The sequence below is a fragment of the Arthrobacter sp. MOO21 genome (assembly GCF_057369995.2).
On sequence record NZ_CM170671.2, the window covers coordinates 1,143,605 to 1,167,517 of the forward strand.

Genomic DNA, 23,913 nt, shown 5'->3' on the forward strand with positions numbered 1-23,913 from the left:
TGGTCAGCCCACCGGGGCCGGCTGCGCCCGGAACAGCTCCTGGCGCTGCCGGCCCAACCCCTCGACCTCTACCTCCACCACATCCCCGGGCTGGAGGTAGGGGAAACGCCCGCTCAGGGCCACCCCTTCAGGCGTTCCCGTCAGGACGACGTCGCCCGGCTCGAGCCGCATGTACTGGCTGCAGTGGTGAACCAGGGTAGCGGGGTCGAAGATCAACCCCGCCGTGGACGAATCCTGGCGGGGCTCTCCGTTGACCCAGCTGCGCAGGGTGAGCTGGCCGCCGTCGACTTCATCCGCCGGAACCAGCCACGGCCCCAGGGGCGTTGAGCCGGGCAGCGACTTGCCCTTGGTCCACTGCCCGGCGGCTCCGGGCAGCTGGTATTCGCGTTCGGACAGATCGTTGGCCGTGACGTAGCCGGCAATGCACGCCGCCGCCTCCTCCACGGAACTGAGGTAGCTGGCTTCCCTGCCGATCACGATGCCCAGTTCCACTTCCCAGTCGTATTTGGTGGAACCAGGCGGAACGGGAGCGGCATCAAAGGGGCCCGTAACGGTGTTGCTGGGCTTGAGGAACACCACCGGGATCGTGGGCGGCTCGGCGCCGGATTCGGCGGCATGGGTGGCGTAGTTCATGCCAATGCCCACCACTGAGCCGGGCCGCGCCACGGGGGAACCAACCCGGAGCCCGGCGGCTCCTTCCAGGACGGGAAGGCTGCCCTCTGCCAGCGCGCGGCGGACCTCGCCCAGGCCGCCGGCCGCCAGGAACGGACCGTCCACGTCGGCCGTGAGGGGCAGCAGGCTGAAGTAGCGGGATGTGCCATCATCCGCGGCAACCATCACGGCCGGCTGTTCGCTTCCGCTCTCGCCCAGGCGCATGATTTTCATCCAGGTTCTCCTTCGGTTCTTGGACATCAATGTCCGGCGACAGGGGCCCGGAGGGGCCTTCATTCCATGGTGGTTGATTGCCTCGCGGCCTGCCGAAAATGCCGTTTGTGACTGGGGGCCGGAAGGCCAGATAGGGCAGATATCTGACATGTATGGGGAGCAGTCGATAGAATAGTGCTGCCCTTAGGCAGTAAACACAGAAAGTACAGCACATGAGTACAGCCACTTTGGAGCGCCTTCCGGCCGCTGCCGAGCCCGTCGAAGCACCGTCGGTCCGGTCCATCAGCCTGGAATTCTCCAGCGTCAGCGAGGTGCACGCCGGACTGGAAGAGGCGGTTGCGGAGCTAATTCAGGTGGCAGCCAGGGACGCCGCCTGCGGCATCCTGGTCACCCGGATCCACCCGGGCCACTACACGGTGGCCCTGGACGAGTCAGTGCCTTTCGGCGAGACGTACGAGTCCATCGCCGCCTGAACCGCCCGCGCTTGCACGCCCGTGCGGCGCCCGGCCACACCCGCGCAAGCAGCAAAATCCCCGCCCAGCCACAAGGCTGGACGGGGATTTTTCGATTGGTGCTGGGGGACCGCTAGCCGCGGCGGACCTGGACGCCGTCGGACTTCAGGAAGAGCTCCTTGTCCGCCGAACTTGACGGCCCGGCCGGCACGAGCCACAGGACGTTGCCGCTCTGCGACACCTCTTCCACCTCCCCGGCTGCCACCACATGCGCATGTTTGATGATCTCGACATGGTCCCCTGCCTGGAGGGATTTCCAGTCGGACACCGTAGCGGAATGGGCATTGCGCCTCGACAGGACCGCCCCACGTGCTTTCATTTGAACTTCTACCCCTTTGTATCGTTCTGCCGCCACAGCTTCTTTGATGTGACTTTCACTACATCTTCAGTTCTACTACACTCCCGGCGCCGCGGGGGCCGCGGCGCCGGAAATTCCACTCCTTGGACTGAGGGGAAGCGGCAGCTGAAGATCCTTCGGTTTCAGGCGAGGGTGCCGACGGCGGATTCGGCCGCCGCGCACACGTCCCCCAATGCGACCAGGCGGTCCGCCGCTTCCAGTTCGGGCGAAAGGAACCGGTCGGTTCCCGGCCCTTCCACCACCTTCCGCAGCACTTCCACCACAGCGGTGCCGGCCGGTCCGGGCACCAGCTTCCCGCCGGAAAGCTGGGTCCGGATGTCCAGGGCCCGTGCCGCCGTCACCAGTTCGATGGCGAGGACGCGGCGCAGGTTCTCCACTGCCTTGCGGAGCTTGCGTGCCGCGTGCCAGCCCATGGACACGTGGTCCTCCTGCATGGCCGAGCTGGGGATGGAATCCACGGACGCCGGGACGGCCAGCCGCTTGTTGTCCGAAACCAGCCCCGCCTGGGTGTACTGGGCGATCATCAGTCCGGAGTCCACGCCGGGGTCGGCCGCGAGGAACGCGGGCAACCCGTGGGAGCGTGCCGGGTCCAGCATCCTGTCCGTGCGGCGTTCGGCGATGGAGCTGAGGTCCGCGACGGCGATGGCGAGGTAGTCCAGCACGTAGGCCACGGGGGCGCCGTGGAAGTTGCCGTTCGAGCTCACCCGGCCGTCCGGCAGGACTACCGGGTTGTCGATGGCGGCAGCCAGTTCGCGGGTGGCCACCAGCTCGGCATGGTCCACGGTGTCACGGACGGCGCCTGCCACCTGCGGGGCGCAGCGCAGCGAGTAGGCGTCCTGCACCCGGGAGTCCCCCACCTTGTGGGAAGCCACGATCGGTGAATCCGAGAGTACGCGGAGCATGTTGTCGGCGCTGGCTGCCTGGCCGGGATGGGGGCGCAGGGCCGCGTGCAGTTCCGGCAGGAACACCTGGTCGGTGCCCAGCAGCGCCTCGATGCTGAGCGCAGCGGTGATGTCCGCCGTCGTCAGCAGCCGGCGAAGGTCCGCGATGGCCATCAGGAGCATGCCCAGCATGCCCTCGGTGCCGTTGACCAGTGCCAGCCCTTCCTTTTCAGCAAGGGTGACCGGCTCGATGCCGTGCGCTGCAAGCAGCTCAGCGACAGGCTGCTCTCCCCGCCCGCCGTAGGTCACGCCGTCGGGCCCTTCCGCCTCACCCTCGCCCATCAGGACCAGCGCGCAGTGGGACAGCGGGGCGAGGTCACCGGAGCAGCCGAGCGAACCGAATTCGCGGACCACCGGGGTGATGCCGGCGTTGAGGACGTCCACCATGGTCTGCAGGACCACCGGGCGCACTCCGGTGCGGCCGGAAGCCAGGGTCTTGGCACGAAGGAACATGATTCCGCGGACCACTTCGCGCTCCACGGCCGGACCCATGCCGGCAGCGTGGCTGCGGATCAGGGATTTCTGCAGCTGGGTGCGCAGGTCGTTGGGGATGTGGCGGTTGGCCAGCGCGCCGAAGCCGGTGGAGATGCCGTAGGCGGGGATGTCGCTGGAGGCGAGGTCGTCGATGTGGGCGCGGACCTTGGCGACGGTTTCCAGGGCTTCCGGCGCGATGGACACCTTGGCGTTGTGGCGCGCGACGGCGAGCACATCCCCGGGCGTTACGCCGGCGGGACCAAGGGTGACGGTGAGCGGTTCGTGGGTAATCGCAGTCATTGTTTTACTTGCTCTCGTTCATCGGGATGCGGACGCCGCGTTCCTTGGCGACGTCCAGGGCGCGTGCGTAGCCGGCGTCGGCGTGGCGGATGACGCCCATGCCCGGGTCGTTGGTGAGGAGGCGTTCGAGTTTCTGCGCGGCGAGGTCTGTGCCGTCGGCGACGGAGACCTGGCCGGCGTGGATGGACCGGCCGATGCCCACGCCTCCGCCGTGGTGCAGGGACACCCACGTTGCGCCGGAGGCCGTGTTGAGGAGGGCGTTCAGCAGCGGCCAGTCGGCGATGGCGTCCGAGCCGTCCGCCATGGCCTCGGTTTCGCGGTACGGGGAGGCGACGGACCCGGAGTCGAGGTGGTCGCGGCCGATCACGATGGGGGCCTTGACCTTGCCTTCCTTGACCAGCTGGTTGAACAGCAGCCCGGCCTTGTGCCGTTCGCCGTAGCCGAGCCAGCAGATGCGGGCCGGCAGGCCCTCGAACTCGACGCGGTCCTGGGCGGCGTCGATCCAGCGGTGCAGGTGCTTGTTCTCCGGGAAGAGCTCCTTGATGGCCTCGTCAGTGACGCGGATGTCCTCCGGATCGCCGGACAGGGCAACCCAGCGGAACGGGCCCAGGCCCTCGCAGAACAGCGGACGGATGTAGGCGGGAACGAAGCCGGGGAACTCGAAGGCACGCCCGTAGCCGCCCTTGCGGGCCTCGTCGCGGATGGAGTTGCCGTAGTCGAAGACTTCGGCGCCCGCGTCCTGGAATTCCACCATGGCCTGCACGTGCCGGGCCATGGACGCCTGGGCCTTCTTGGTGAAGCCTTCCGGGTCCGCTTCGGCTTCGCGGTGCCACTCGGCGACGGAGATGCCCTCCGGGAGGTAGGACAGCGGATCGTGGGCGCTGGTCTGGTCGGTGACGATGTCCACGGTGAGTTCGCCTGCCTTGTGGCGGCGCAGGATTTCCGGGAAGACTTCGGCGGCGTTGCCCACGTAGCCCACGGACCAGCCGCGGCGCTCTTCCTTGGCCTTCAGGACCTTGGCGATGGCTGCGTCGAGGTCCGTTTCCACCTCGTCCAGGTAGCGTTTGCCGGCGCGGCGGCGCAGGCGCGTTTCGTCGACGTCGACGATCAGGCAGGCGCCCTCATTCAGGGTGACGGCGAGCGGCTGGGCGCCGCCCATGCCGCCGCAGCCGCCGGTCAGCGTCAGGGTGCCCGCGAGGGTGCCGTTCTCGTCGCCGGTGAGCTTGCGGGCGATCGCGGCGAAGGTCTCGAAGGTGCCCTGCAGGATGCCCTGGGTGCCGATGTAGATCCAGGACCCGGCGGTCATCTGGCCGTACATCATCAGGCCCTCGGCCTCGAGCCGGCGGAATTCAGGCCAGGTGGCCCAGTCGCCCACCAGGTTGGAGTTGGCCAGCAGCACCCGGGGAGCCCATTCGTTGGTGCGGAAGACGCCCACGGGCTTGCCGGACTGGACCAGGAGGGTCTCGTCCTTCTCCATCGTTTCCAGGGTGCGGGTGATGGCGTCGAACGCGGCCCAGGAGCGGACAGCGCGGCCGGTGCCGCCATAGACCACCAGGTCGTCCGGGCGCTCGGCGACCTCGGGGTCCAGGTTGTTCATCAGCATGCGCAGCGGCGCTTCGGTCTGCCAGGACTTGGCGGTGAGCTCAGTGCCGCGGGCTGCTTTGACCGGGCGGGCACCGGTGGTGAAATCGGCGGGTGCCATGGTGGCTCCTTCTCGTGGTGTGTGTCTGGTGGAGGAAAGAAGTTCTGTATCAACTAAAGCCCCTTGGAGGAGGCCTTCACAGGGGATTTGCAGGCCTGCTGTCCGGGATTGCAGACAACCGGACCGGCTCTATTTGCCAGGGCGGCCGTGGAGCCTGAGGGACAACTCGTCGGCCGCTTTCTGCACCCTCCCGGCCAGGGCGGGCCATTCATCCGCGGGCATCCTGTCCTCGAGGAACGTGACGGCAACGGCCGCCGTTGGCCAGCCCAGGTGGTCCGTGACCGCGGCCGCGATGGACCCGAATCCGGGGGTCACCTCCCCGTGTTCGGTGGCATAGCCGCGCTGCCGCACCTGGTCCAGGTGGGAGGACAGGGACGAGTACTTCATGATGGCACCCTCCACCTCGTGCCGCGCCGAGAAGGCCGCGGCGTTCGGATACAGGGCGCGGACCTGGGATTTGGGCAGCGCCGCCAGGATGGCCCGCCCGCTGGCGGTGAGGTGGCTGGGAAGGCGGACGCCGACGTCGGTCACCAGGGACGGGCGGTTCTTGGCCCGCTCCTCGACGATGTAGAGCACGTCCCGTCCGTGCAGTACCGCGAGGTGTGCGCTCTCCCCGATGGCGTCCACGAGGCTGGCCAGGAGCGGCCGGCCCAGGCGGGACAGCGGCTCCTGCCGTGAGTACGCGGAGCTGAGCTCAAAGGCGCTGATCCCGAGCCCGTAGCGCTGTTCCTCGTGGAGGTGGAGGACGAAGCCGTTGGCCTCCATCACCCCCAGCAGGTGGTAGACGCTGGAACGCGGGAGGCCGAGGCTCGACGCGATCTGGGACGCCGCCATCGGGCCGCGCCGCGAAGCAAGGAGCTTGAGGATGCGCAGGGTGTTCTCCGCGGCCGGAACCTTCGAGGACACCTTGGCCGCCGCGCGGGGTGTCTTTGTTTCGGCGCCGCGCGTTTCGGCGCCGCGCGTTTCGGCGCCTCGTGTTTCGGGGCCTCGTGTTTCGGGGCTCAGTGAAGTGCTCATGGGCTGGAAGGTCCTTCCGGGTAGCTGTGTGTCCGGTATCCCGTACTCAAGCTTGCGCCCTCAACGGCGACCTAGGGGAGCCGTTACCAGCCATCCTGTCTGAAATACCAGACAAGGCGCGCCATCCAGCAAAGACAGTCTGGAATGAAAGACACCAAGGCGGCGTGAGCCCCGTCACGGCGGCCACCGGAATGGTCTGCTGGTTAGCGGCCCCCTCCCCAATGACGAGAAGGTATTCGCATGCAACCAGCCCCAACCCCCACCCGGACCGAAGGCGAGGCCGGAACGCACAGGCTCCCAGCCGCCGTCGGAAGCGTCCTGAACCGCGGCCTGAACGTCAGGCACATCCGATTCATGGCCCTCGGCTCCGCGATCGGCACCGGCCTCTTCTATGGCTCCGCCTCCGCCATCCAAAAGGCCGGCCCTGCAGTGCTGCTCGCCTACATCATCGGCGGTGCGGCCGTCTTCATGGTGATGCGAGCCCTCGGCGAGATGGCCGTCAGGCACCCGGTGTCGGGCTCCTTCAGCCAGTACGCAAGCCGCTACCTCGGCCCCCTGGCCGGCTTCGTGACCGGCTGGACCTACGTGTTCGAAATGGCCATCGTGGCCATCGCGGACGTGACGGCGTTCAGCATCTACATGGGCTTCTGGTTCCCGCAGGTGGACCGCTGGATCTGGATCGTGGCCGTCATCTGCTTCCTGGCCGCCCTGAACCTGCTCAGCGTCAAGGTCTTCGGAGAGCTGGAATTCTGGTTCTCGCTCATCAAGGTCGCTGCCATCATCGCGATGATCGCCGGCGGCGCTGCCATCATCATGTTCGGCTTCCAGGCGGCCGGTTCCACCGTCGCGCCGGGGCTGGGCAACCTGGTGGACCACGGCGGCCTGTTCCCGAACGGTTTCGAAGGCCTCCTGGCATCCTTTGCCGTGGTGATGTTCGCCTTCGGCGGGATTGAGACACTCGGCATCACGGCCGGCGAAGCGGCAGATCCCAAGAAGGTCATCCCCAAGGCAGTGAACACCGTTCCCGTCCGCGTACTGCTGTTCTACGTCCTGACACTGGGCGTTCTCATGAGCCTCTTCCCCTGGGACGAGGTGGGCAGCAACGGCAGCCCATTCGTGCAGATCTTCAGCGGCCTTGGCATCCCGGCTGCCCCGCACATCCTCAACGCCGTGGTGATCACGGCTGCGTTGTCGGCCATCAACAGCGACATCTTCGGCGCCGGACGCATCCTCTTTGGGCTCTCCAACCAGGGGCACGCACCACTTGCTTTCGGCAAGGTGTCCCGGCACGGCGTCCCCTGGATGACGGTGGTCATGATGGCCGGGATCCTGCTGGTGGGCGTGGTCCTCAACGCCGTCATTCCCGAGGATGTGTTCCTGCTGATCGCCTCCATCGCCACTTTCGCCACCGTCTGGGTCTGGGTGATGATCCTGGCCTCGCATGTGGCCATGAAGCGGGAAATCGGGCGGAAGGGCCTGCCGGCGTCGGAGTTCCCCTCGCCATGGTGGCCGGCTGCCTCGATCCTCACCATCGCGTTCATGGCGCTGGTGATCGCCGTCCTGGGCGCTTTCGAGGACACCCGGATCGCGCTGTACGTGGGTGCCGCGTGGCTGGGGCTGCTGGTCCTGGCATACCGGCTGTGGATCAAGGGTGACGGACGACGGCGGGCCCACCTTGAGGACGAAACGTCACCGCTCCCTGTGGTCCGGGCAGACCGGAGCAGCTAGGCGGCAAAGGTACCCCGGCGGGCACCAAAGGCGCCCGGCCCAGGAACAGGCCGGGCATCTTCTGGTTCTACCGCGCTACGCCGACGCTGCGGCGGACCTGACCGCTTCGGCGAGGGACGTCGTCGGACGCCCAATCAGCCTGCGCAGGTCGCCGCTGCTGACCAGCAAATCGCCCCGGGCGATGCCCAGGTCTGAATCGGCAAGGATTTCCGCGAACCCTTCGGGAACGCCCACGGAAGCGAGCAGGCCTGCGTAGTCTTCAGCGGGCAGGTCGTTGTAGGTGACCGCTTTGCCCGTTGCAGCGCTGATCTCCGCGGCGAGGTCAGCCATGCTGAAGGCGTCGTCGCCGCCCAGTTCGTACACCATCCCGGCCTGGCCGTCCGCCACGAGCACAGCGGCAGCGGCGTGGGCGTAGTCCACCCGCGCGGCGCCGCTGACCCTGCCGTTGCCGGCACTTCCTGCCACTGCCCCCTGGGCCAGGGTCCCGGGAAGCTGTTCGGTGTAGTTCTCCAGGTACCAGCCGTTGCGCAGCAGCACGAAGGGGACGCCGGATTCGCGCAGCAGGGCCTCGGTGGCCTTGTGCTCGTCGGCGAGCTTCATACCGGTGGTGTCGGCGTTGGCGATGCTGGTGTAGGCGAGCAGTTCAACCCCTGCAGCCTTCGCGGCGTCGATCACTGTGCGGTGCTGTTCGACGCGCTGGCCCACTTCGCTTCCCGAGATCAGCAGCACCCTCTTGGCGCCCTTCAGCGCGGCCTCCACGGAACCGGCATCGGTGTAGTCCATGGCCTGGGACCGCACACCGCGCGCGGCGAAGTCTTCGAGCTTTTCAACCGACCGCCCTGCCGCCACGATGTCCTGGGCGGGAACGCCGCTTTCCAGCAGTGCTTCAAGGACGTGGCGGCCGAGCTGCCCGGTGGCGCCTGTAACAACGATGGTCATGATGGTTCCTTTTCGTTTGGTATCGCTCTGTCACGGATTACAACTGGGGGCAGCGGACGATACTTCCCGAAAGAGAGTACGCACTTTGAAGTAAGGTACTGACCAAAAGGTAAGCTGGTTCCATGCAGGCAGCACCGCACCCCTCTCCCCTGCCCCTGGGTTTTGCCGACGGCGTGTTCCCGGCCGGATGCCCCAGCCGTACCGTGCTGGACCACATCACCAGCAAGTGGGGCGTCCTGGTCCTGGTTGCGCTGTCCGAGGGCGAGCAGCGGTGGAGTGACCTTCGGCGCCGGGCCGAGGGCATCAGCGAAAAGATGCTGGCACAGACCCTTAAGACCCTTGAGCGCGACGGCCTGGTACGCAGGACGGCCCAGCCGGTCATCCCGCCGCGCGTGGATTACAGCCTGACGGAGCGCGGTTACGCCTTGAGCGCGCTCCTGGTGCCCCTGGTGGCCTGGGCGTTCGACAACGCCGAGGAAATCCTTGGCGGACAGGGCTCCACGCCGGCCAAGTAGTGGCCCTTCGTAAAATCGGGTACCTGTTACTAATGTGGCTGGTGTGAATAGCGCCTAGCGTAGCCGTACGGTGGCGGCCGGAATGGGAGGACCATCCTCCGCTGGGAGCGTTCCGCCAACCAGCACCGTTAGCAGGCGGCGCACTGCCCGCCGCGAGGAGTTGGTTCCCATGGTCAAGGAGTACATAGAGGACCTGTCCGGAATGGGCCGGCCGGTAAGCCTCGGCTCTTACCTGGTGCGGATTGGCGGCCGTGCAGCGCGCGCCCTGGCCCCCCGCTGCCCGTACCGGGTTGGGGACACCGTCACGGCAGACGACCCCTTCAGCGGCAGGCGCGAAGGGGTCGTCGTGTGGCAGGACCGCCGGTCAGTGGGGGTGAAGACCCCTTACGGCGTCTTCTTTTTCGACCACCGGCTGGTCAAGCCCCTGGACTAGGAGGAGGGTTTCAGCGGGCGGACCAGCCGCCGTCCATCGTGTAGCTGGCTCCCGTGACCATGCCTGCACTGTCGGAGGCCAGCCAGCCCACGAGGGACGCCACCTCCTCCGGCTCCACCAGCCGCTTTATGGCCGCCTCGGTGAGCATGACCTTGGCCAGCACTTCGGACTCCGGGATGCCGTGCACCTGCGCCTGGGCCGCGATCTGGCTTTCCACCAGGGGCGTGCGCACATAACCGGGGTTGACGCAGTTCGAGGTGACTCCGCGCGGACCGCCCTCCAGCGCCGTGACCTTGCTCAACCCTTCCAGCCCGTGCTTGGCCGAGACGTAGGCGCTCTTGAACGGGGACGCCCGGATGCCGTGCACCGACGACAGGTTGATGATCCGGCCGAACTTGTTGGCGTACATGTGCGGCAGCGCCGCGCGGACCAGCAGGAACGGCGCCTCCAGCATCAGGGTGATGAGGCGGCGGAAGTCCGCGGGGTCGAACTCCTCGATGGGGCTGATGCACTGGATCCCGGCGTTGTTCACCAGGATGTCGCAGTCCAGGTTCAGGGTGGCCAGCGACTCCACGTCCAGCAGGTCAACGGCCCACGCGGTGCCGCCCACCTCGTCGGCGAGGGCCGCAGCGGCGGCGGAGTCGACGTCGGCCACCACCACCTTGGCACCCCGCGCCGCGAGCTCGCGGACGCACGCGGCGCCGATCCCGCTGGCACCGCCGGTGACCAGCGCCTTGCGTCCGTTCAACGTGTTTTCCATTGCAGATCTCCTTTGTAGCCGAAGTGTCCAGTACGTCCGGTGTCCAGCGTCAGCGGCTGGCGGTGAGCAGCCCTTCGCGGGCGGCGTCTTCCTTGTCCACGTCCTCCAGGGCGATGCCCTTGGTTTCCTTCAGGCTCAGCACCGCTGCGGCGGTGATGGCGCAGGCAACCACCAGGTAGATGGCGGTGGGGACCCAGGAACCGGTGTCCTTGAGCCACTGCGTGGCGAGCAGGGGCGCCAGCGAACCGGCGAAGATCGACGTCACCTGTGAGCCGAGGGACGCACCGGAGTACCGCATCCGGGTGGGGAACATTTCGGCCATGATGGCCGGCTGCCCGGCGTACATGAGCCCGTGCAGGCACAGGCCGATCGTCACCGCGAGGACAATGACCAGCGGGTTGCGGGTATCGAACATCGGGAAGGCAAAGAAAGGCCAGGTGGCACCGGCGATGGCGCCGGCGAGGTAGACGGGCTTGCGGCCGATCCGGTCGGCCAGCCGGCCGTACTGCGGAATGATCGCAAAGTGGATGACGTGCGCGATCAGCAGCGCCAGCAGCAGCGACGAGGTGTCGTACTTGTGCACGCTCTTGAGGTAGACGATCGCGAAGCTGACCACCAGGTAATACATGATGTTTTCGGCGAATCGCAGGCCCATGGCCTGGAAGATGCCCTTGGGGTACTTGCGGAGCACCTCGAACACGCCGTAGCTGACGGCCTGTTCCTTCTCCACCAGCTCCTTGGCCTCGAGGAAGATGGGCGACTCGCTGACGTTGGTGCGGATGTAGTAGCCCACGAAGACGATCACGGCGGAGAGCCAGAAGGCGACGCGCCAGCCCCATCCAAGGAAGGCCTCACTGCTGAGGGTGGTGGACATGATGTACAGCACCAGGGTGGCCAGCAGGTTGCCCACCGGGACGGCGGCCTGCGGCCAGCTGGACCAGAAGGCACGCGTCTTGTTCGGGCTGTGCTCGGCCACCAGGAGGACCGCGCCGCCCCATTCGCCGCCCAGGGCGAAGCCCTGGATGAACCGCAGCACCACCAGCAGGGCGGGGGCAAGGTATCCGATGTCGGCGAAGCCGGGGAGGCAGCCCATCAGGAACGTGGACACACCAATGATGATGATGGTGAGCTGCAGGGTGGGCTTGCGGCCCAGCTTGTCGCCGATCTGGCCGAAGACAATGCCGCCCAGGGGCCGGGCAATGAAGCCCACGGCGTAGGTCAGGAACGCCTGGATGATCCCGTCCAGCTCATTGCCGGTGGACGGGAAGAAGTACTTGCCAAAGACCAGGGTGGCGGCGGTGGCGTAGAGGAAGAACTCGTACCACTCCACCACCGTGCCCACCATGGAAGCGGCAACAATCTTCTTCAGTCCTGATCCTTTGGGTGCATGCCCGGCTTCATTGGCCTGGCGTTGCTCAACGCTCATGGTTCTCCTCAGTGTCCACATTGACACGTGCTGTGATCTCCAGCACAAGTGACTCAGATGAGTATTGCTGCACAATCCCTGCTCTTCAATGACCAAAGAGGCAGTGGGTGTGTGCACAATTGCAGATATGAAAGCGAACCCAGATGACCTGCTGGTCCTCCTCGCGGTATCCCGCTCTGCCAAATTCACGACGGCGGCCCAGGCCCTGGGCTTGAACCACACCACGGTCTCGCGCCGGATCGCCGCCCTCGAGAAGTCGCTCGGCGGACGGGTCCTCGCCCGGGCGGCCGGCGGATGGGAACTGACGGAACTCGGCGAACGGGCAGTACAGGCGGCAGAGCAGGTGGAGTCGGTGCTGGGGACGCTGGGACCGTCGGGCCAGGCACCGGACCCCATCACCGGCGTGGTGCGTATGACGGCGACGGACGGCTTCAGCGCCTACATCGCCGCGCCGGCCGTGGCGCAGCTGCGGCGGAAGCACCCCGGCCTGAGCGTGGAGGTGGTGACCATGACCAGGCGCGCCCTGCAGCAGCGCTCCGGCCTGGACATCGAGGTGGTGGTGGGCGTGCCGCAGGTGCACCGGGCCGAGGCTATCCGGCTGGGCGAATACCGGCTGGGAATGTACGCGTCCAGGGAGTACCTGGCCGAGTACGGAACCCCCGCGACCGTCGCCGAACTCAACGGCCACCCGCTGGTCTACTTCGTCGATTCCATGCTGCAGGTGGACGACCTCGATGCGCCGCGGCGGCTGGTTCCCGCGATGCGCGAGGGGCTGACGTCCACCAACGTGTTCGTCCATGTGGAGGCCACCCGGGCCGGTGCCGGGGTGGGGTTCCTGCCCTGCTTCATGGCCGACCTCCATGACGACCTGGTCCGGGTGCTGCCGGACGACATCGGCGAACTGCTCCCCTACTGGCTGGTCCTCCGCCCGGACTCGCTGCGCCGCCCCGCCGTGGCCGCCGTCGTCAAAGCGCTGCAGGAACGGATGGCCGAGCATCGCGAGGTGCTCCTGGGCCGGGGTTAGACCGCGGCGGGGTCGTGGCGGACGGGTGTGCCGGCGGCGAAGGCCCGCACCTGCGCATCGTCCCAGAGGTGCGCCGGGACGGCCCCGCCCAGGAGGCGTCGGCGCAGCTGCGGGTCGTCGCCGAAGGGGACATCGCTGCCGGCCATCACCATGTTTCCGTACCGCCGGCCCTTGAGCATGGCGGGGTCGGCGACGATCACCGTGTGCTTGAAGGCGGCCGCGATGGTCGCGGCGTCCTCACGGGCATTCTTCAAGTCCGGGGCATCGCCGGAATTGACCACGTACAGCCCGCCCGGGGCCAGGACCCGCTTCGCCTGCGTGATGAATTCCGCGGTGGTCAGCGGCCGTGGGGTATGGGCGCCCGCAAAGACATCACGGATGATGAAGTCCCGGGTCTGGGCTGTGAGGGTCTCCGTCACAGCGCGGGCCTCGCCCACGCGGATCCGGAGCAGCGGCGCCTTGGGGAGGTCGAACCAGCCCCGGACGTACTCTGCCAGCTTGCCGTCCAGCTCCACCACCACCTGCCGCGCATCCGGGTACACGGCGGCGAAGTAGCGCGCCATGGAGCAGGCGCCGCCGCCCAGGTGCAGGCCGCGCAGCTTGTGCGCCGCCCCGGCAGGGGAAGGGCCCGACGGCGGCCAGCGGGACTCGATCAGCGCCGCCATCCACCGCATGTACTCGAAGTCCAGGAACAGGGGGTCGGCGAGGTCGATGTGGGAGCTCATCACGCCGTTGATCTTCAGGAGCCAGCCCGTGCTGTTGTCCTGGTCCGCGATCAATTCGCAGTCACCGGTATCGATGGAGTAGACGCCCTCAACGGGCCCCGCAGCGCCCCGGGGTCCCGGGCCCTTGGGCGCCTCCACCGCGGCCGCTGCCGGCCGGCCCCGGCCTCCCGACTTTCCGCGTTTGCCCATTACCCGTGCCCCGCTTCAGTCATGCCTCAACCCTAGTTGACCGGGCTGGCGGCCCCTTCGCCGTCGCGGATCCTCTTCACCACGGCCGTAGTGGACCGCTCGGCCACGTAGTCGAGGATGGCCACCCTGCCGCCGTACTCCTCCACCGCGGACGTCTCGGCCAGCATCTCGGGGGTGTAGTCCCCGCCCTTGGCATACACCTCCGGCTGGAGCCGCTGGATCAGCGGCGTGGCGGTGGGGGTGTCGAACACGGTCACGTAGTCCACGCAGCTGAGGGCGGCCACCACCGCAGCGCGGTCTGCCATGGTGTTGATGGGCCTGCCGGCACCCTTGAGCCGGTGCACCGAGTCGTCGCTGTTGAGCGCCACCACCAGGATGTCGCCCAGCTGCTTGGCCTGGTTCAGGTAGCGGGTGTGGCCGCTGTGCAGCACGTCGAAGCAGCCGTTGGTCAGCACGATCCGCTGGCCCTGGGCCCGGTGCAGCTCCACATGGCGCTGCAGTTCGTCCCCGCCGAGGGCCGTGTCCGCGAACGCCTTGAGGTAGCGGCTCAGCTGGGCGGTGCTGCAGACGGACGTGCCGGGCTGGTGCACCACGACGTCGGCCGCCGCCTGGGCCAGGTCGAGGCTTGCCGTCAGGGGCAGGCCGGCGGCACGGGCCACTGTCAGCGCGGCCACAAAAGTGTCCCCCGCCCCGGAGGCCTGTTTCTCGGCCGCCGGCCGTGCCCATGTCCGGTGCCGCACGCCGTCGGGCGTCAGCAGGACGGTGCCGTCCCGGTCCAGGGTGACCACCACCGCCCGCGCGCCGGTGCTTTCCAGCACAGCGTCCGACTGGGCCCCCACGGCCTCCACCCGCTCCTGCCCTTCCGGCAGCTTCCGGTCGAGCAGGCGCGCGGTTTCCTGCGCGTTGGGCGTCACCAGGTCAGGCTTCAGGGCAGCCCAGGGGCGCGGGTCGTGGGCATCGACCACCACCAGCGGACGGTCCCCGCTTGCAGGGCCCTCCGCGAGGACGGCGGTGAGCGCGGCGCGGACGGGACCGTCCACCACCCCCGTGCCGTAGTCGCACACCAGCACGGCGTCCTGGCGTTCGACGGCGGCACCCACCAAAGCGGCCAGCGCGGCGAGGGCATCGGCTGGCACCGTCCTGGCCGAGTCGTCGAGGCGCAGCATCACCTGGCCTCCGCTGCTGATCCGGATCTTGGTGGTGGTCACCATATCCGGGTGCGCGTGCAGGTTCCGGACATCGATGCCTGCCGCAGACAGCTGCCGCCGCAGGTCCCCGCCGGCGTCGTCGGTGCCGATGATGCCGGCAACGGAAACCTTCGCGCCCAGGGCCGCCAGGTTCATGGCAGTGTTGGCGGCCCCGCCGGGCACCGATTCACGCGACTGGATGTCCACCACGGGCGCCGGAGCTTCCCGGCAGAGCCGTTCGATGCTGCCGCTCCACCAGCCATCGAGCATGACGTCGCCGATCACCAGGATGGATGGCTGCTCCTCGGCCAGCCTGCCGGGCAGCCACTCGGACAGGGCCCGCTGGGTGGAGAGGTCGATGGACTCCGGGGATACGCTCATGGCAGGTCCTGCCCTTGCCCGGCGGCCGGTGGCGCAGCGATGTGCACCACCTTGACCTGCGTGAATTCGCCCAGCAGCTCCGGCCCGTACCCGAACCCGGCACCGCTTTCCCCGCGCGGCTGGGCCGCACCGCCGGGAGCGCCGCCAAAGACCTCGTTGATCTTCACGGTTCCCACTGGCAGCGACGCCACGGCCTGCTGGATGTGGGCAATGTTGGCACTGAGGACGGTGGCGGCCAGCCCGTACTTGCCGCTGCAGGCCAGGCGCAGGCCGTCGTCGAACGAGTCCACCACCTGTACCGGGGCAACCGGACCGAACGTCTCCTCCGCCATGACCTGCATCCCCTCGGTGCAGCCGAGAAGGACAGTGGCAGGGTAGAAAGAACCCGGCCCGTCCGGAAGGACGCCGCCCTCAGCAGCCGTGGCACCCTGGTCCAGGGCCCCGGAAACGTGGGCGTGGACTGCATCGCGCATCCGGCGGTCAACCAGGGGTGCCACCGTGCCGTTGCTGTTCCGGCGCGCGGCCTCAGCTTGGAGCGCGCTGCAGAACTCCTCCGCGATATCCCGGTGGACGTAGATCCGCTCCACCGAGGTGCAGATCTGTCCGCTGTTGCTGAAGGCGCCGATGGCCGCCTGTTCAGCCGCCCACGCAGGGTCCACGCCGCTGTCCACGAGCAGCGGGTCATTGCCGCCGTTTTCCCGGATGACGTGTGCCCCGGTCAGGGCCGCTGCCCTGACGATCCGGGCGCCGGATGCGCTGGAGCCGACGTGGGCAATCACGTCGACGTCCGCCTGCGAGAGCTGCGCTCCCACCTCCGCGCCGCCTGAAACGGTCAGGAAGACGCCGGCCGGGAAGGTTGGCGCCAGGACTTCGCCCAGCGCCTCGCCCAGCCGCGGACACCGCTCACTGGGTTTGTGGATGACGGCGTTGCCGGTGGCCAGGGCGGCACCGATGAGGCCGCAGGCTACCGCCACGGGATCGTTCCACGGAGTGAGAAGGACGGCAACGCCGCGCGGCTCGGCCACGGTGTAGTCGGACGCAAGCCGGTTGCCGCGCAGGCTGTGTCCGCGGTGCACCGGACCCAGCTCTGCATACTGTTCCAACGTGGAGACGGCGGCCCCGATCCCGGCGAGCGCTTCCTCCACCGGCCTGCCGGTTTCGCTGGCGTTGAGCCCGGCGAGTTCCTGTGCGGCGGCGTCGAGCGCCTTGGCGGCGGTGCGCAACGCGGCGCCCCGTTCTGCGGGGGCGGTGGCTGCCCAGCCGGCAGCGGCGCTGCGTGCCACCTTCACGGCATGGGCAATCTCCTCGGTGGAAGCCTGGGGCACGGTCCAGAGTTCTTCATCTGTGCGCGGGTCCTGGATGGTGATGCCGGAGCCCTCGGCTGCTGCACTGCCCGGGGTTGTTTCGGTGGCTGTGGTTGGCATGGTGTTCCTCCCGCCTTTCGATGCTGGATAGGTCGGTGCTGGATGGATGGATGGGTGCTGCTGGTGCCGGTTTAGGGCCAGGAGCCCTCTTCCTCGTGGCAGATCAGCATTTCGCGCACCTCGCAGCCCGTGGGCTGGTTCAGCGCGAAAAGGATGGCCTGCGCGGTGTTGGCAGGATCGTTGAGGCGGGAGTCGTCCTGCGGCTTGTACTGCTCGGTGCGGTCATCGAAGAAGCGGGTCTTCATGCCGCCGGGGATCATGGTGGTGACGCCGATTTCCCCGCCGGTTTCCGCGGCGAGGGCGTGGCTGAATCCCACCACGCCGAATTTGGAGGCGCAGTACGCGGTGGCGTCGGCCACGGCGCGCTTGCCCAGGGTGGAGGCCACTGTGACCACGCGGCCGTGGGTTTCCTTCAGGTACGGCAGCGCGGCGCGGACCACGGAGACGGTGCCCATCAGGTTGACCCCGATGACCTTCTCCCATTCGGTGGCCTCGACGTCGGCGAGCTTGCCGCACCGGTCGATGCCGGCAGCGGTGACCACCGCGTCCAGGCCGCCCAGGGTCTCCGCGGCTTCCCGGACGGCGTGCTCCACGGCCGTTCGGTCGGCCACGTCCACTTCGAAGGCTTTCACTCCGGAGACGCTGCTGATGTCGCGGTCCAGGACCACCGGGGTGCCGCCCGAGCGCAGGACGGCGTCGACGACGGCGGCCCCCAGCCCGGAGGCTCCTCCGGTCACCAGGACGCGTCCGGGCGTGGGCGTGGCGTTGGCAGTTGACTCTGCGGTCATGGTGTTCCTTTCAACGGGGAAAACAAGACAGTTCGAAAATCGGGAATCCGGTCAGCTGACCTTGGCGAGTGCGTTGGCCAGGCCGGTGGTGGAACGGGCCGGATGGAACGGGACGGTGAGGCATTGGCCGCCCCAGCTTTCCACCAGGCCGGCTTCGGGCAGGCGGGCTCCCTTGTAGTCGCCGCCCTTGACCCAGATGTCCGGCCGGAGGCGGTCCAGTGCGGCTTCGGGAGTGTCCTCGTCGAAGACCATCACCGCGTCCACGCATTCCATGGCCAGGAGCAGTTCGGCCCGGTCGTGCTGGCCGATGATGGGGCGTTCCGGGCCTTTGAGCCGCCGCACGGAGTCGTCGGAGTTGAGGCAGACGATCAGGCAGTCCCCAAGTTCCCTTGCCGCGGCGAGGGACCGGACATGCCCGGCGTGCAGCAGGTCGAAGCAGCCGCCGGTGGCCACCACCTTTCCTCCGCTTTCCCGCACTGAGCGGGCCAGGAGCAGCGGTTCGGTGGTGCGCCGGCCGGCGGCGCCAGGTCCCGGCTTTCCGGCAGCAGCGTCATCGGCGCCGGTATCGGGCAGCGCCGACACTCCCCCGGCGGCGAGGAAGTCGGCTGCGTCATGCACTGCCAGGGCCGCGGCGTCCAGAAGATCGCGGCCGGCCAGGAGGTGCATGGCAAGGCTGGCGGCGAGGCGGTCGCCGGCGCCGCAGGGGTCGCCTGCTTGCACCCTCGGCGCGGGAACAGCATGGGCGGACGGGTCGCCCTGGCGCAGCAGGACGGCCCCTTCCTCGCCCCTGGTGACCAGCACTGCGCGGCTCTGCCAGCGCTCCAGCAGGATCGCGGCCACCTCCGCGGCCTGGTCCCCGGAGGGGCCTTCCGCCGCGGCAGGCCGGGCCCCGGAGGCTTTCGCCGCGGCAACCGACTGCGCGGCCTTGGTGGCTTCGGAGATGTTGGGTGTCACCACGGCCACGCCCGGTACCGGGTCCGGGCCGGAGGGGTGGGGGTCCCAGACAATGGGGACATCGGGTGCCAGGCGGGACAGGAGCTCCCGCAGCCGGGGGTTGGCCGCCAGTCCCCTGCCGTAGTCCGCCACGATGATCACGCCGGCTTTTTCCACCGCCCGGAGCATGGCTGGGCTGACGTCGGGAACCGGGGTTTTCGCGCACCCCTGGTCGAAGCGGACCACGGGATGGGATCCGGCCCGTACCCGCGTCTTCACCGGTGACGGGTAGCCCGTGGTTCCGGCGACGAGCCGCACCCCGGCGAGGTGCGAGCGCAGCTGGCTGCCGGCGTCGTCCTCCCCCAGTACCGTCACCAGGGTGACGGGCCAGCCGTCCTGGGCCAGCATCCGCGCCACCAGGCCGGCACCGCCGGCACGGCGGCGGACGCCGGAAACATCGACGACGGGAACTGGCGCGTCGGGGCTGAGCCGGGTGGCCTCGCCGGAGAGGTCCACGTCCAGCATCACGTCGCCCACCACCACGACCCTCATGGCCTGCCGCCGTTCCGCCACCCGCCGTTGGCCGCACCTGGTCCGGCATCCGGGGTGTGCCTGCCCACCTCGAGGTCGAAGGCGCGGCAGACCGCATGCAGGGCAATCAGGTGCCCTTCCTGGGCGTTGGAGTTGGGTGCGTCGACCATGACGGCCTCATCGCAGGCGTCTGCCAGTGGGTTCGGGCCGGTGCCGGTGAGTGCCCAGGTGGTCACGTTCAGCCGGCCTGCCGCCTCGGCGGCGCGCAGCAGGTTGGGGCTCCTGCCGCTGGTGGACAGCAGCATCAGCACGTCGCCGGAGCGTCCGTGTGCACGCACCTGGCGGGCGAAGACGTCGTCGTACCCGTAATCGTTGGCGATCGCCGTCACCGCGGACGATTCCGCGTGCAGGGAGATGGCGGAGAACGGGACGCGCTCGCCGTCGAACCGCCCCACCAGTTCGGCGGTCAGGTGCTGCGCCTCGGCGGCGGAACCACCGTTTCCGGCGGCAAGGAGCCGCTGTCCGCGCAGCAGCCGCTGCGCAAGCTCTACACCCCAGGCGGCCAGCCGGCCGGATTGGCTCCGCAGGGAGTCCAGGGCCGGCAGCACGCTGTCCAGGTGCGCGCGGACGGCATCGGCACTGTCGGGATCCACGAAGGTGGCACCGGGCAGTACGGCCGGCAGTGCGGGGGGCGTTGTCAGGGCGCGGAGGTCGGCTTCACGCAGGGACCACTCGGTAGTCACAGGGCCGCTCCTTCCATCGGAATAGCGCCCACCGGGGTTCCGGCGGCGGCAAGCTGGTAAGCCTTCTCGGTTTCGGCGGCAACCCGGTCCCAGGAGTAGCGGGTGCGGGCCCGCTGCTCGCCGGCGCGGCCAAGGCTGGCCCGCAGGGCGGGGTTCTCCAGCAGCAGGGACAGGGCCGAGCCGATGGCCTCCGGATCGCGCGGCGGCACGTGCAGGCCCGTGGCGTGGTCCACCACGGTGTCGCGCAGACCCCCGACGGCGGCGGCCACCACCGGCACACCGCAGGCCATCGCCTCCAGCGGCACGATCCCGAACGGCTCGTACCACGGAGCGCAGACCACGGCGTCGGCGCTGCGGAAGATGCCGGGCATTTCGCCGCGCGAGACCTGGCCCTGCAGCGTGACCTGTTCCGAGACACCCAGCTCGGCGGCAAGGCCCAGCAGGCGGCGGATCTCCGGATCATTGTTCAGGGTGTTGCTGTCCCCGCCGCCGCCGACGATCAGGAGTTCGACGTCGTCGAATCCTGCCGCCAACAGGAACGGCAGCGCACGGATCACCAGGTCGACGCCCTTGCGCGGCACCAGGCGGCCCACGGACAGGATGCGGTAACGGCGGGTTCTGGGGGCGGCGGGGCCGGTGGCTCCGAAGACGTCCAGGTCCACGCCGCAGGGGGCGATGGAGATCTTGCCCGTCGCGATGCCCATGGCCTTGAGTTCGAACACCTCATCGGAGCAGGTGGCGATGATGCGGTCCGCGGCCCGGCCCACCCCGGGTTCCAGCCATTGCCGTTCCTCCGGGCTGGTGTCCTCGACGCCCTGGTGCCGCCGCTTGACCGTCCCGAGCGCGTGGAAAGTCTGAAGCATCGGCACCCGGTACCCGGTCTCCGGCCGCCTCGCCGCGTCCAGCGCAGCGAGCCCGGACATCCAGAAATGGCCGTGCACCACGTCCGGCGGCCGCTGCCCCCAATCCCTGGCAACGCCGTCCGCCAGTTCACCCATGTAGGGCAGCAGCTCGTCCTTGGGCACGTGCCGTGCTGGCCCGGCGTCGACGTGGACCACCTCGAACCGGCGCCCCACCCGGACCCTTTCGGGAAGCTCCGTCGCATCCCTGCGCGTGTAGACGGTGACGTGGTGGCCCCGTTTGGCGAGCGCCTCGGATAATGCGGCGACGTGCACGTTCTGGCCGCCGGCGTCTACTCCGCCCAGTGCCGCCAGCGGGCTTGCGTGCTCGGAAACCATGGCGATTTTCATAGAATCTTCCTCTCCCCGGCCGGCACGAGGATCCGCTCGTCCCGGCGCTCGTTGACGGATCGGCGGGGCCGGTTGCGCAGGTCTGCCAGGAGCTCGTCCCAGCGGTCCTGGAACTTGCCCAGGCCGTAGCGTTCCAGCGCCGCCTCCCGGGCGGCGAGCCCCCGCCGTCGGGCTTCCTCCGGATTGGCAACCAGCCGCGCCGCGCAGCGGAGCAGCTCGTCGACGTCGGCGGACACCACGCCGGCTTCCTGCGGCACCGCACGCGGGGCCTCGGTAGCGGCAAGGACCACCACTGGCATAGCCAGGTGCATGGCCTCCAATAGCGACAGGCCCAGGGACGTCCAGCGCATCGGGTGCACATAGGCCCGGCAGCGTGCCAGTTCCCGGTGCAGGTCCTTCGTTTGCAGGTCGCCGCGGGCCGTCAGCCGGGATGCGTCGATCCCGGTGGCGGCGGCAAGTCCGTCGGTCTTCATCCCGAAGACCTGCAGCGGAGCCACTCCTGCGAAGGCCGGCAGCAGGTCCGTGCCTGTCACCCGGCCGCGCCGCACCGGCTCATTGACGACGACGCCGAGTTCCGGCAGCTCACCCGTGTAGAGGTGGCCGGGGTCCGGGATTCCGTGCTCGATGACGGTGGTGGGGGCGGAACCGTTGTCCCACGCGAGCCGGTTGAAGTGGGTCACGTGGACGACCGGAATGAGGTCCTGGTCCGCCAGCGGGTGGGGGATGTTGGGGAAGTTTCCCTTGGGCGTGTTGTGTTCCACGAAAACCGCGGGCAGGTCCACGCCGGGGGTGCGTCCCAGCGAACGCGCCACTTCGTCGATTTCTTCGGGCCGTTGCAGCACGACGGCGTCCACGGCGTCTGCGTCGAGCGTCGCCAAGTCCACCTCCCGGACCGATTCGGGCCAATTCCGGCCCGCCCGGCCCAGGCCCCAGGCTCCGCCTTCGGGCAGGACGGGCAGCAAATATTCGTGGCGGCCGCGGACGAAGGCGTCCGTCCAGGATCCGTGGACATGCCAGAGCAGGATTCTCATCTGTTGCGGGCCTTTCTACGGGTGCTGACGTGGGTGCTGAAGGAGCTCACTCCGCTGATAAGGCGTTCCACTGCCGCCACTACTTCCTCCGGTGAGACAGAGTCCAGGCATGGGTGGCCCGGGACCGGGCACACCCTGGCCCGGGTCATCCGGCAGGCCGCATTCTGGTCGCCCAGGAGCTCCAGCGGAACCCCGTACGGTGCCCAGCGGATGGCCGGGACCACGGGGGAAAACAGGCAGGCCACCGGGGTGCCCACGGCGGCGGCAAGGTGGGCGGGGCCGGTATTACCCGTGACCACCGCCTCCGCTCCGGCCATGACGCCGGCCATGGCATCAAGGTCGGTACAGCCGCCGAGGTCCAGTGCCGAGGGGCCCGCAACGGTGGCGGTGAGCGAGGTTTCACCGGGTCCGCCGGTGACCACCACACGGTGCCCCGCACCTTGGAGGAGTTCGACGGCGGCGGCGTGGTGCAGCGGGGGCCAGGCCCTGGCAGGGACCGCTGCTCCCGGGTGGACCACGATGTAAGGGTCCGCGCCGACCAGCCCGGTGACGTCAGGAACAGATTTCACGTGCAGCTTTCCGTCGTCCCCGGCGGGCAGCCGGAATCCCGCGGCCTCGGCAATGCCACGCGCCCGCTCCGCCTCCGGCTGGTCTTCGGGGAAGTCTTCCCCGGGCTTTAACCGGATGTCCAGGAGGGACCCGGCGTAGTCGGTGGAGGCCCCGGTGATGCGTTCCACGCCCGCGAGCCGCAAGAGCAGCGCCAGCGGCAGCGGCGACTGGTGGAAGGAAGTCAGGATCACGGCTTCGGTGATCCTTGAGTTGCGGACGTAATCGATCAGCCGGTCTGCGTGCGGGCCGGTCATCTTCGGCGCCGGGTTCATGATCCAGGGGCTGTCCCAGCTGTAGACCTCGGCGACACCCGGCAGCAGGCCGGCGGCGGATTCCCCCTGCCGGCCGCACAGCATCACGACATGGTTGTTCCCGCTGCCGGCATGGCCCCTTCCGTTTGCTACCGCCCGGACGGCGGGACCAGCGAGCAGGACGTCGCCCATGCTGTCCAGCCGGGCCACCAGCACGCGCCCCATCAGGGCGCCGCCTGGAGCAGGCCGACGGCGGAGGCGAGGTCAGCGGCCACCAGCCGCGCCCCGGCCACTTCCTCCGCGCGGGTGACGGGAGTGGGAACAAGGACGCCGATGGCTCCGGCGGCTTCCGCGGCTCCCACGTCGGCTCCTATATCGCCGATCAGGGCAGCCTGGGATGCGCTGATCCCGAGTTTGTGGCACGCGTTCTGCACCATGCCCGGTGCAGGTTTGCGGCAGGCGCAGCGGTCCTGTTCGGAGTGGGGGCAGATTTCCCACACATCGAACGGGCCCAGCAGTTCTTCCACTTTGGCGTTGACCCTGGCCACGTCGCCGGGAGTTATCAGGCCCCGGGCGATGCCGGACTGGTTGCTGATGACGCCCGTGGCGATGCCTGCGGCCCGGAGGCCGTCCAGGACCTCCTTGGCTCCAGGCATTGGCTGGACCAGGTCCGGATCGCCGTTGTATGGCACATCGACCACCAGGGTCCCGTCCCGGTCGAACAGGACAGCCCTGAGGTTGGAGGTTTCGGAGCTTTCCATAACCACCCTGTTCCCTCCTCCTGCGGCTCCTAAACAGGGCCGCGGGCTTTTCCCGGCCTCCGGACCATGGCCGGCGGCCGACACTGAACAGGCAAG

The 23,913-nt window shown here is 68.7% G+C and carries 23 protein-coding genes; 5 read left to right on the top strand and 18 right to left on the bottom strand.

Translation table 11 applies throughout. The features are described 5' to 3' along the window. Positions 1–3: 3 nt before the first annotated feature. Complete coding sequence (locus tag AC2JAJ_RS05205; protein WP_501053400.1) at positions 4–885, bottom strand: fumarylacetoacetate hydrolase family protein; 882 nt, start codon at positions 883–885, stop codon at positions 4–6. A gap of 212 nt (positions 886–1,097) precedes the next feature. Here AC2JAJ_RS05205 and AC2JAJ_RS05210 point away from each other — a divergent pair, with 212 nt between their 5' ends. Further along, positions 1,098–1,358 carry a hypothetical protein gene (locus AC2JAJ_RS05210; protein WP_486416623.1) on the top strand — a complete coding sequence of 87 codons (261 nt, stop codon included), beginning with the start codon at positions 1,098–1,100 and terminating at the stop codon, positions 1,356–1,358. Between the two features lie 112 nt (positions 1,359–1,470). Here AC2JAJ_RS05210 and AC2JAJ_RS05215 read toward each other — a convergent pair whose 3' ends face one another. The 4 genes from AC2JAJ_RS05215 to AC2JAJ_RS05230 all read right to left on the bottom strand — a co-directional run bounded on the left by AC2JAJ_RS05215 (position 1,471) and on the right by AC2JAJ_RS05230 (position 6,189). Continuing rightward, a complete protein-coding gene (locus AC2JAJ_RS05215) occupies positions 1,471–1,716 on the bottom strand; it encodes a hypothetical protein (protein WP_486416622.1) in 246 nt (81 codons plus the stop codon). A gap of 161 nt (positions 1,717–1,877) precedes the next feature. Further along, complete coding sequence (gene hutH / locus AC2JAJ_RS05220; RefSeq protein ID WP_486416621.1) at positions 1,878–3,470, bottom strand: histidine ammonia-lyase; 1,593 nt, start codon at positions 3,468–3,470, stop codon at positions 1,878–1,880. A 4-nt stretch (positions 3,471–3,474) separates the two neighbouring features. Next, positions 3,475–5,172, bottom strand: a complete 1,698-nt coding sequence (gene hutU, locus AC2JAJ_RS05225) for a urocanate hydratase (RefSeq protein ID WP_486416620.1) — start codon at positions 5,170–5,172, stop codon at positions 3,475–3,477. A 129-nt stretch (positions 5,173–5,301) separates the two neighbouring features. Further along, positions 5,302–6,189, bottom strand: coding sequence for an IclR family transcriptional regulator (locus AC2JAJ_RS05230; protein ID WP_486416619.1), 888 nt, complete (start codon positions 6,187–6,189; stop codon positions 5,302–5,304). A 240-nt stretch (positions 6,190–6,429) separates the two neighbouring features. On the opposite strand from AC2JAJ_RS05230, the gene AC2JAJ_RS05235 reads away from it, so the two are divergent. Next, positions 6,430–7,917, top strand: coding sequence for an amino acid permease (locus tag AC2JAJ_RS05235; protein ID WP_486416618.1), 1,488 nt, complete (start codon positions 6,430–6,432; stop codon positions 7,915–7,917). A 75-nt stretch (positions 7,918–7,992) separates the two neighbouring features. Here the strand turns inward: AC2JAJ_RS05235 and AC2JAJ_RS05240 are convergent, their stop codons facing one another. Further along, positions 7,993–8,856 carry an SDR family oxidoreductase gene (locus AC2JAJ_RS05240; RefSeq protein WP_486416617.1) on the bottom strand — a complete coding sequence of 288 codons (864 nt, stop codon included), beginning with the start codon at positions 8,854–8,856 and terminating at the stop codon, positions 7,993–7,995. A gap of 122 nt (positions 8,857–8,978) precedes the next feature. On the opposite strand from AC2JAJ_RS05240, the gene AC2JAJ_RS05245 reads away from it, so the two are divergent. Together AC2JAJ_RS05245 and AC2JAJ_RS05250 are read left to right on the top strand one after the other, a co-directional pair. Further along, on the top strand, positions 8,979–9,371 hold the full coding sequence (locus AC2JAJ_RS05245; protein ID WP_221385356.1) for a winged helix-turn-helix transcriptional regulator: 393 nt from the start codon (positions 8,979–8,981) through the stop codon (positions 9,369–9,371). 169 nt (positions 9,372–9,540) lie between these two features. Further along, on the top strand, positions 9,541–9,804 hold the full coding sequence (locus AC2JAJ_RS05250; protein WP_486416616.1) for a hypothetical protein: 264 nt from the start codon (positions 9,541–9,543) through the stop codon (positions 9,802–9,804). Positions 9,805–9,814: 10 nt separating this feature from the next. Here the strand turns inward: AC2JAJ_RS05250 and AC2JAJ_RS05255 are convergent, their stop codons facing one another. Further along, complete coding sequence (locus tag AC2JAJ_RS05255; RefSeq protein WP_486416615.1) at positions 9,815–10,564, bottom strand: 3-hydroxybutyrate dehydrogenase; 750 nt, start codon at positions 10,562–10,564, stop codon at positions 9,815–9,817. Between the two features lie 49 nt (positions 10,565–10,613). Then, positions 10,614–11,990 carry an MFS transporter gene (locus AC2JAJ_RS05260; protein ID WP_221385353.1) on the bottom strand — a complete coding sequence of 459 codons (1,377 nt, stop codon included), beginning with the start codon at positions 11,988–11,990 and terminating at the stop codon, positions 10,614–10,616. Between the two features lie 127 nt (positions 11,991–12,117). On the opposite strand from AC2JAJ_RS05260, the gene AC2JAJ_RS05265 reads away from it, so the two are divergent. After that, a complete protein-coding gene (locus AC2JAJ_RS05265; protein ID WP_486416614.1) occupies positions 12,118–13,014 on the top strand; it encodes a LysR family transcriptional regulator in 897 nt (298 codons plus the stop codon). Here the strand turns inward: AC2JAJ_RS05265 and AC2JAJ_RS05270 are convergent. The 10 genes from AC2JAJ_RS05270 to AC2JAJ_RS05315 form a co-directional block, all read right to left on the bottom strand. Further along, complete coding sequence (locus AC2JAJ_RS05270) at positions 13,011–13,928, bottom strand: spermidine synthase (RefSeq protein ID WP_486416613.1); 918 nt, start codon at positions 13,926–13,928, stop codon at positions 13,011–13,013. The genes AC2JAJ_RS05265 and AC2JAJ_RS05270 overlap by 4 nt on opposite strands. A gap of 32 nt (positions 13,929–13,960) precedes the next feature. After that, positions 13,961–15,496 carry a D-glycero-beta-D-manno-heptose 1-phosphate adenylyltransferase gene (gene rfaE2, locus AC2JAJ_RS05275; protein ID WP_486416612.1) on the bottom strand — a complete coding sequence of 512 codons (1,536 nt, stop codon included), beginning with the start codon at positions 15,494–15,496 and terminating at the stop codon, positions 13,961–13,963. Next, the gene (locus tag AC2JAJ_RS05280) at positions 15,493–16,920 is read right to left on the bottom strand and encodes an aldehyde dehydrogenase family protein (protein ID WP_486416611.1); all 1,428 of its coding nucleotides are present in this window, start codon (positions 16,918–16,920) and stop codon (positions 15,493–15,495) included. Before AC2JAJ_RS05280 ends, rfaE2 begins: the two co-directional genes overlap by 4 nt. 71 nt (positions 16,921–16,991) lie before the next feature. Then, entirely contained in the window at positions 16,992–17,708 is a 717-nt protein-coding gene (locus AC2JAJ_RS05285; protein WP_486416610.1) for an SDR family oxidoreductase, read from the bottom strand. A 51-nt stretch (positions 17,709–17,759) separates the two neighbouring features. Continuing rightward, complete coding sequence (locus AC2JAJ_RS05290) at positions 17,760–19,193, bottom strand: PfkB family carbohydrate kinase (RefSeq protein WP_501053401.1); 1,434 nt, start codon at positions 19,191–19,193, stop codon at positions 17,760–17,762. Continuing rightward, a complete protein-coding gene (locus AC2JAJ_RS05295; RefSeq protein WP_486416609.1) occupies positions 19,190–19,915 on the bottom strand; it encodes a D-sedoheptulose-7-phosphate isomerase in 726 nt (241 codons plus the stop codon). The genes AC2JAJ_RS05290 and AC2JAJ_RS05295 overlap by 4 nt, the downstream gene beginning before the upstream one ends. Further along, entirely contained in the window at positions 19,912–21,165 is a 1,254-nt protein-coding gene (locus AC2JAJ_RS05300) for a glycosyltransferase (protein ID WP_486416608.1), read from the bottom strand. Before AC2JAJ_RS05300 ends, AC2JAJ_RS05295 begins: the two co-directional genes overlap by 4 nt. Beyond that, the gene (locus tag AC2JAJ_RS05305; protein WP_486416607.1) at positions 21,162–22,196 is read right to left on the bottom strand and encodes a glycosyltransferase; all 1,035 of its coding nucleotides are present in this window, start codon (positions 22,194–22,196) and stop codon (positions 21,162–21,164) included. The genes AC2JAJ_RS05300 and AC2JAJ_RS05305 overlap by 4 nt, the downstream gene beginning before the upstream one ends. After that, a complete protein-coding gene (locus AC2JAJ_RS05310; protein ID WP_486416606.1) occupies positions 22,193–23,281 on the bottom strand; it encodes a glycosyltransferase family 9 protein in 1,089 nt (362 codons plus the stop codon). The genes AC2JAJ_RS05305 and AC2JAJ_RS05310 overlap by 4 nt, the downstream gene beginning before the upstream one ends. Then, positions 23,281–23,817, bottom strand: a complete 537-nt coding sequence (locus AC2JAJ_RS05315; RefSeq protein WP_486416605.1) for a D-glycero-alpha-D-manno-heptose-1,7-bisphosphate 7-phosphatase — start codon at positions 23,815–23,817, stop codon at positions 23,281–23,283. Before AC2JAJ_RS05315 ends, AC2JAJ_RS05310 begins: the two co-directional genes overlap by 1 nt. Positions 23,818–23,913 lie beyond the last annotated feature (96 nt).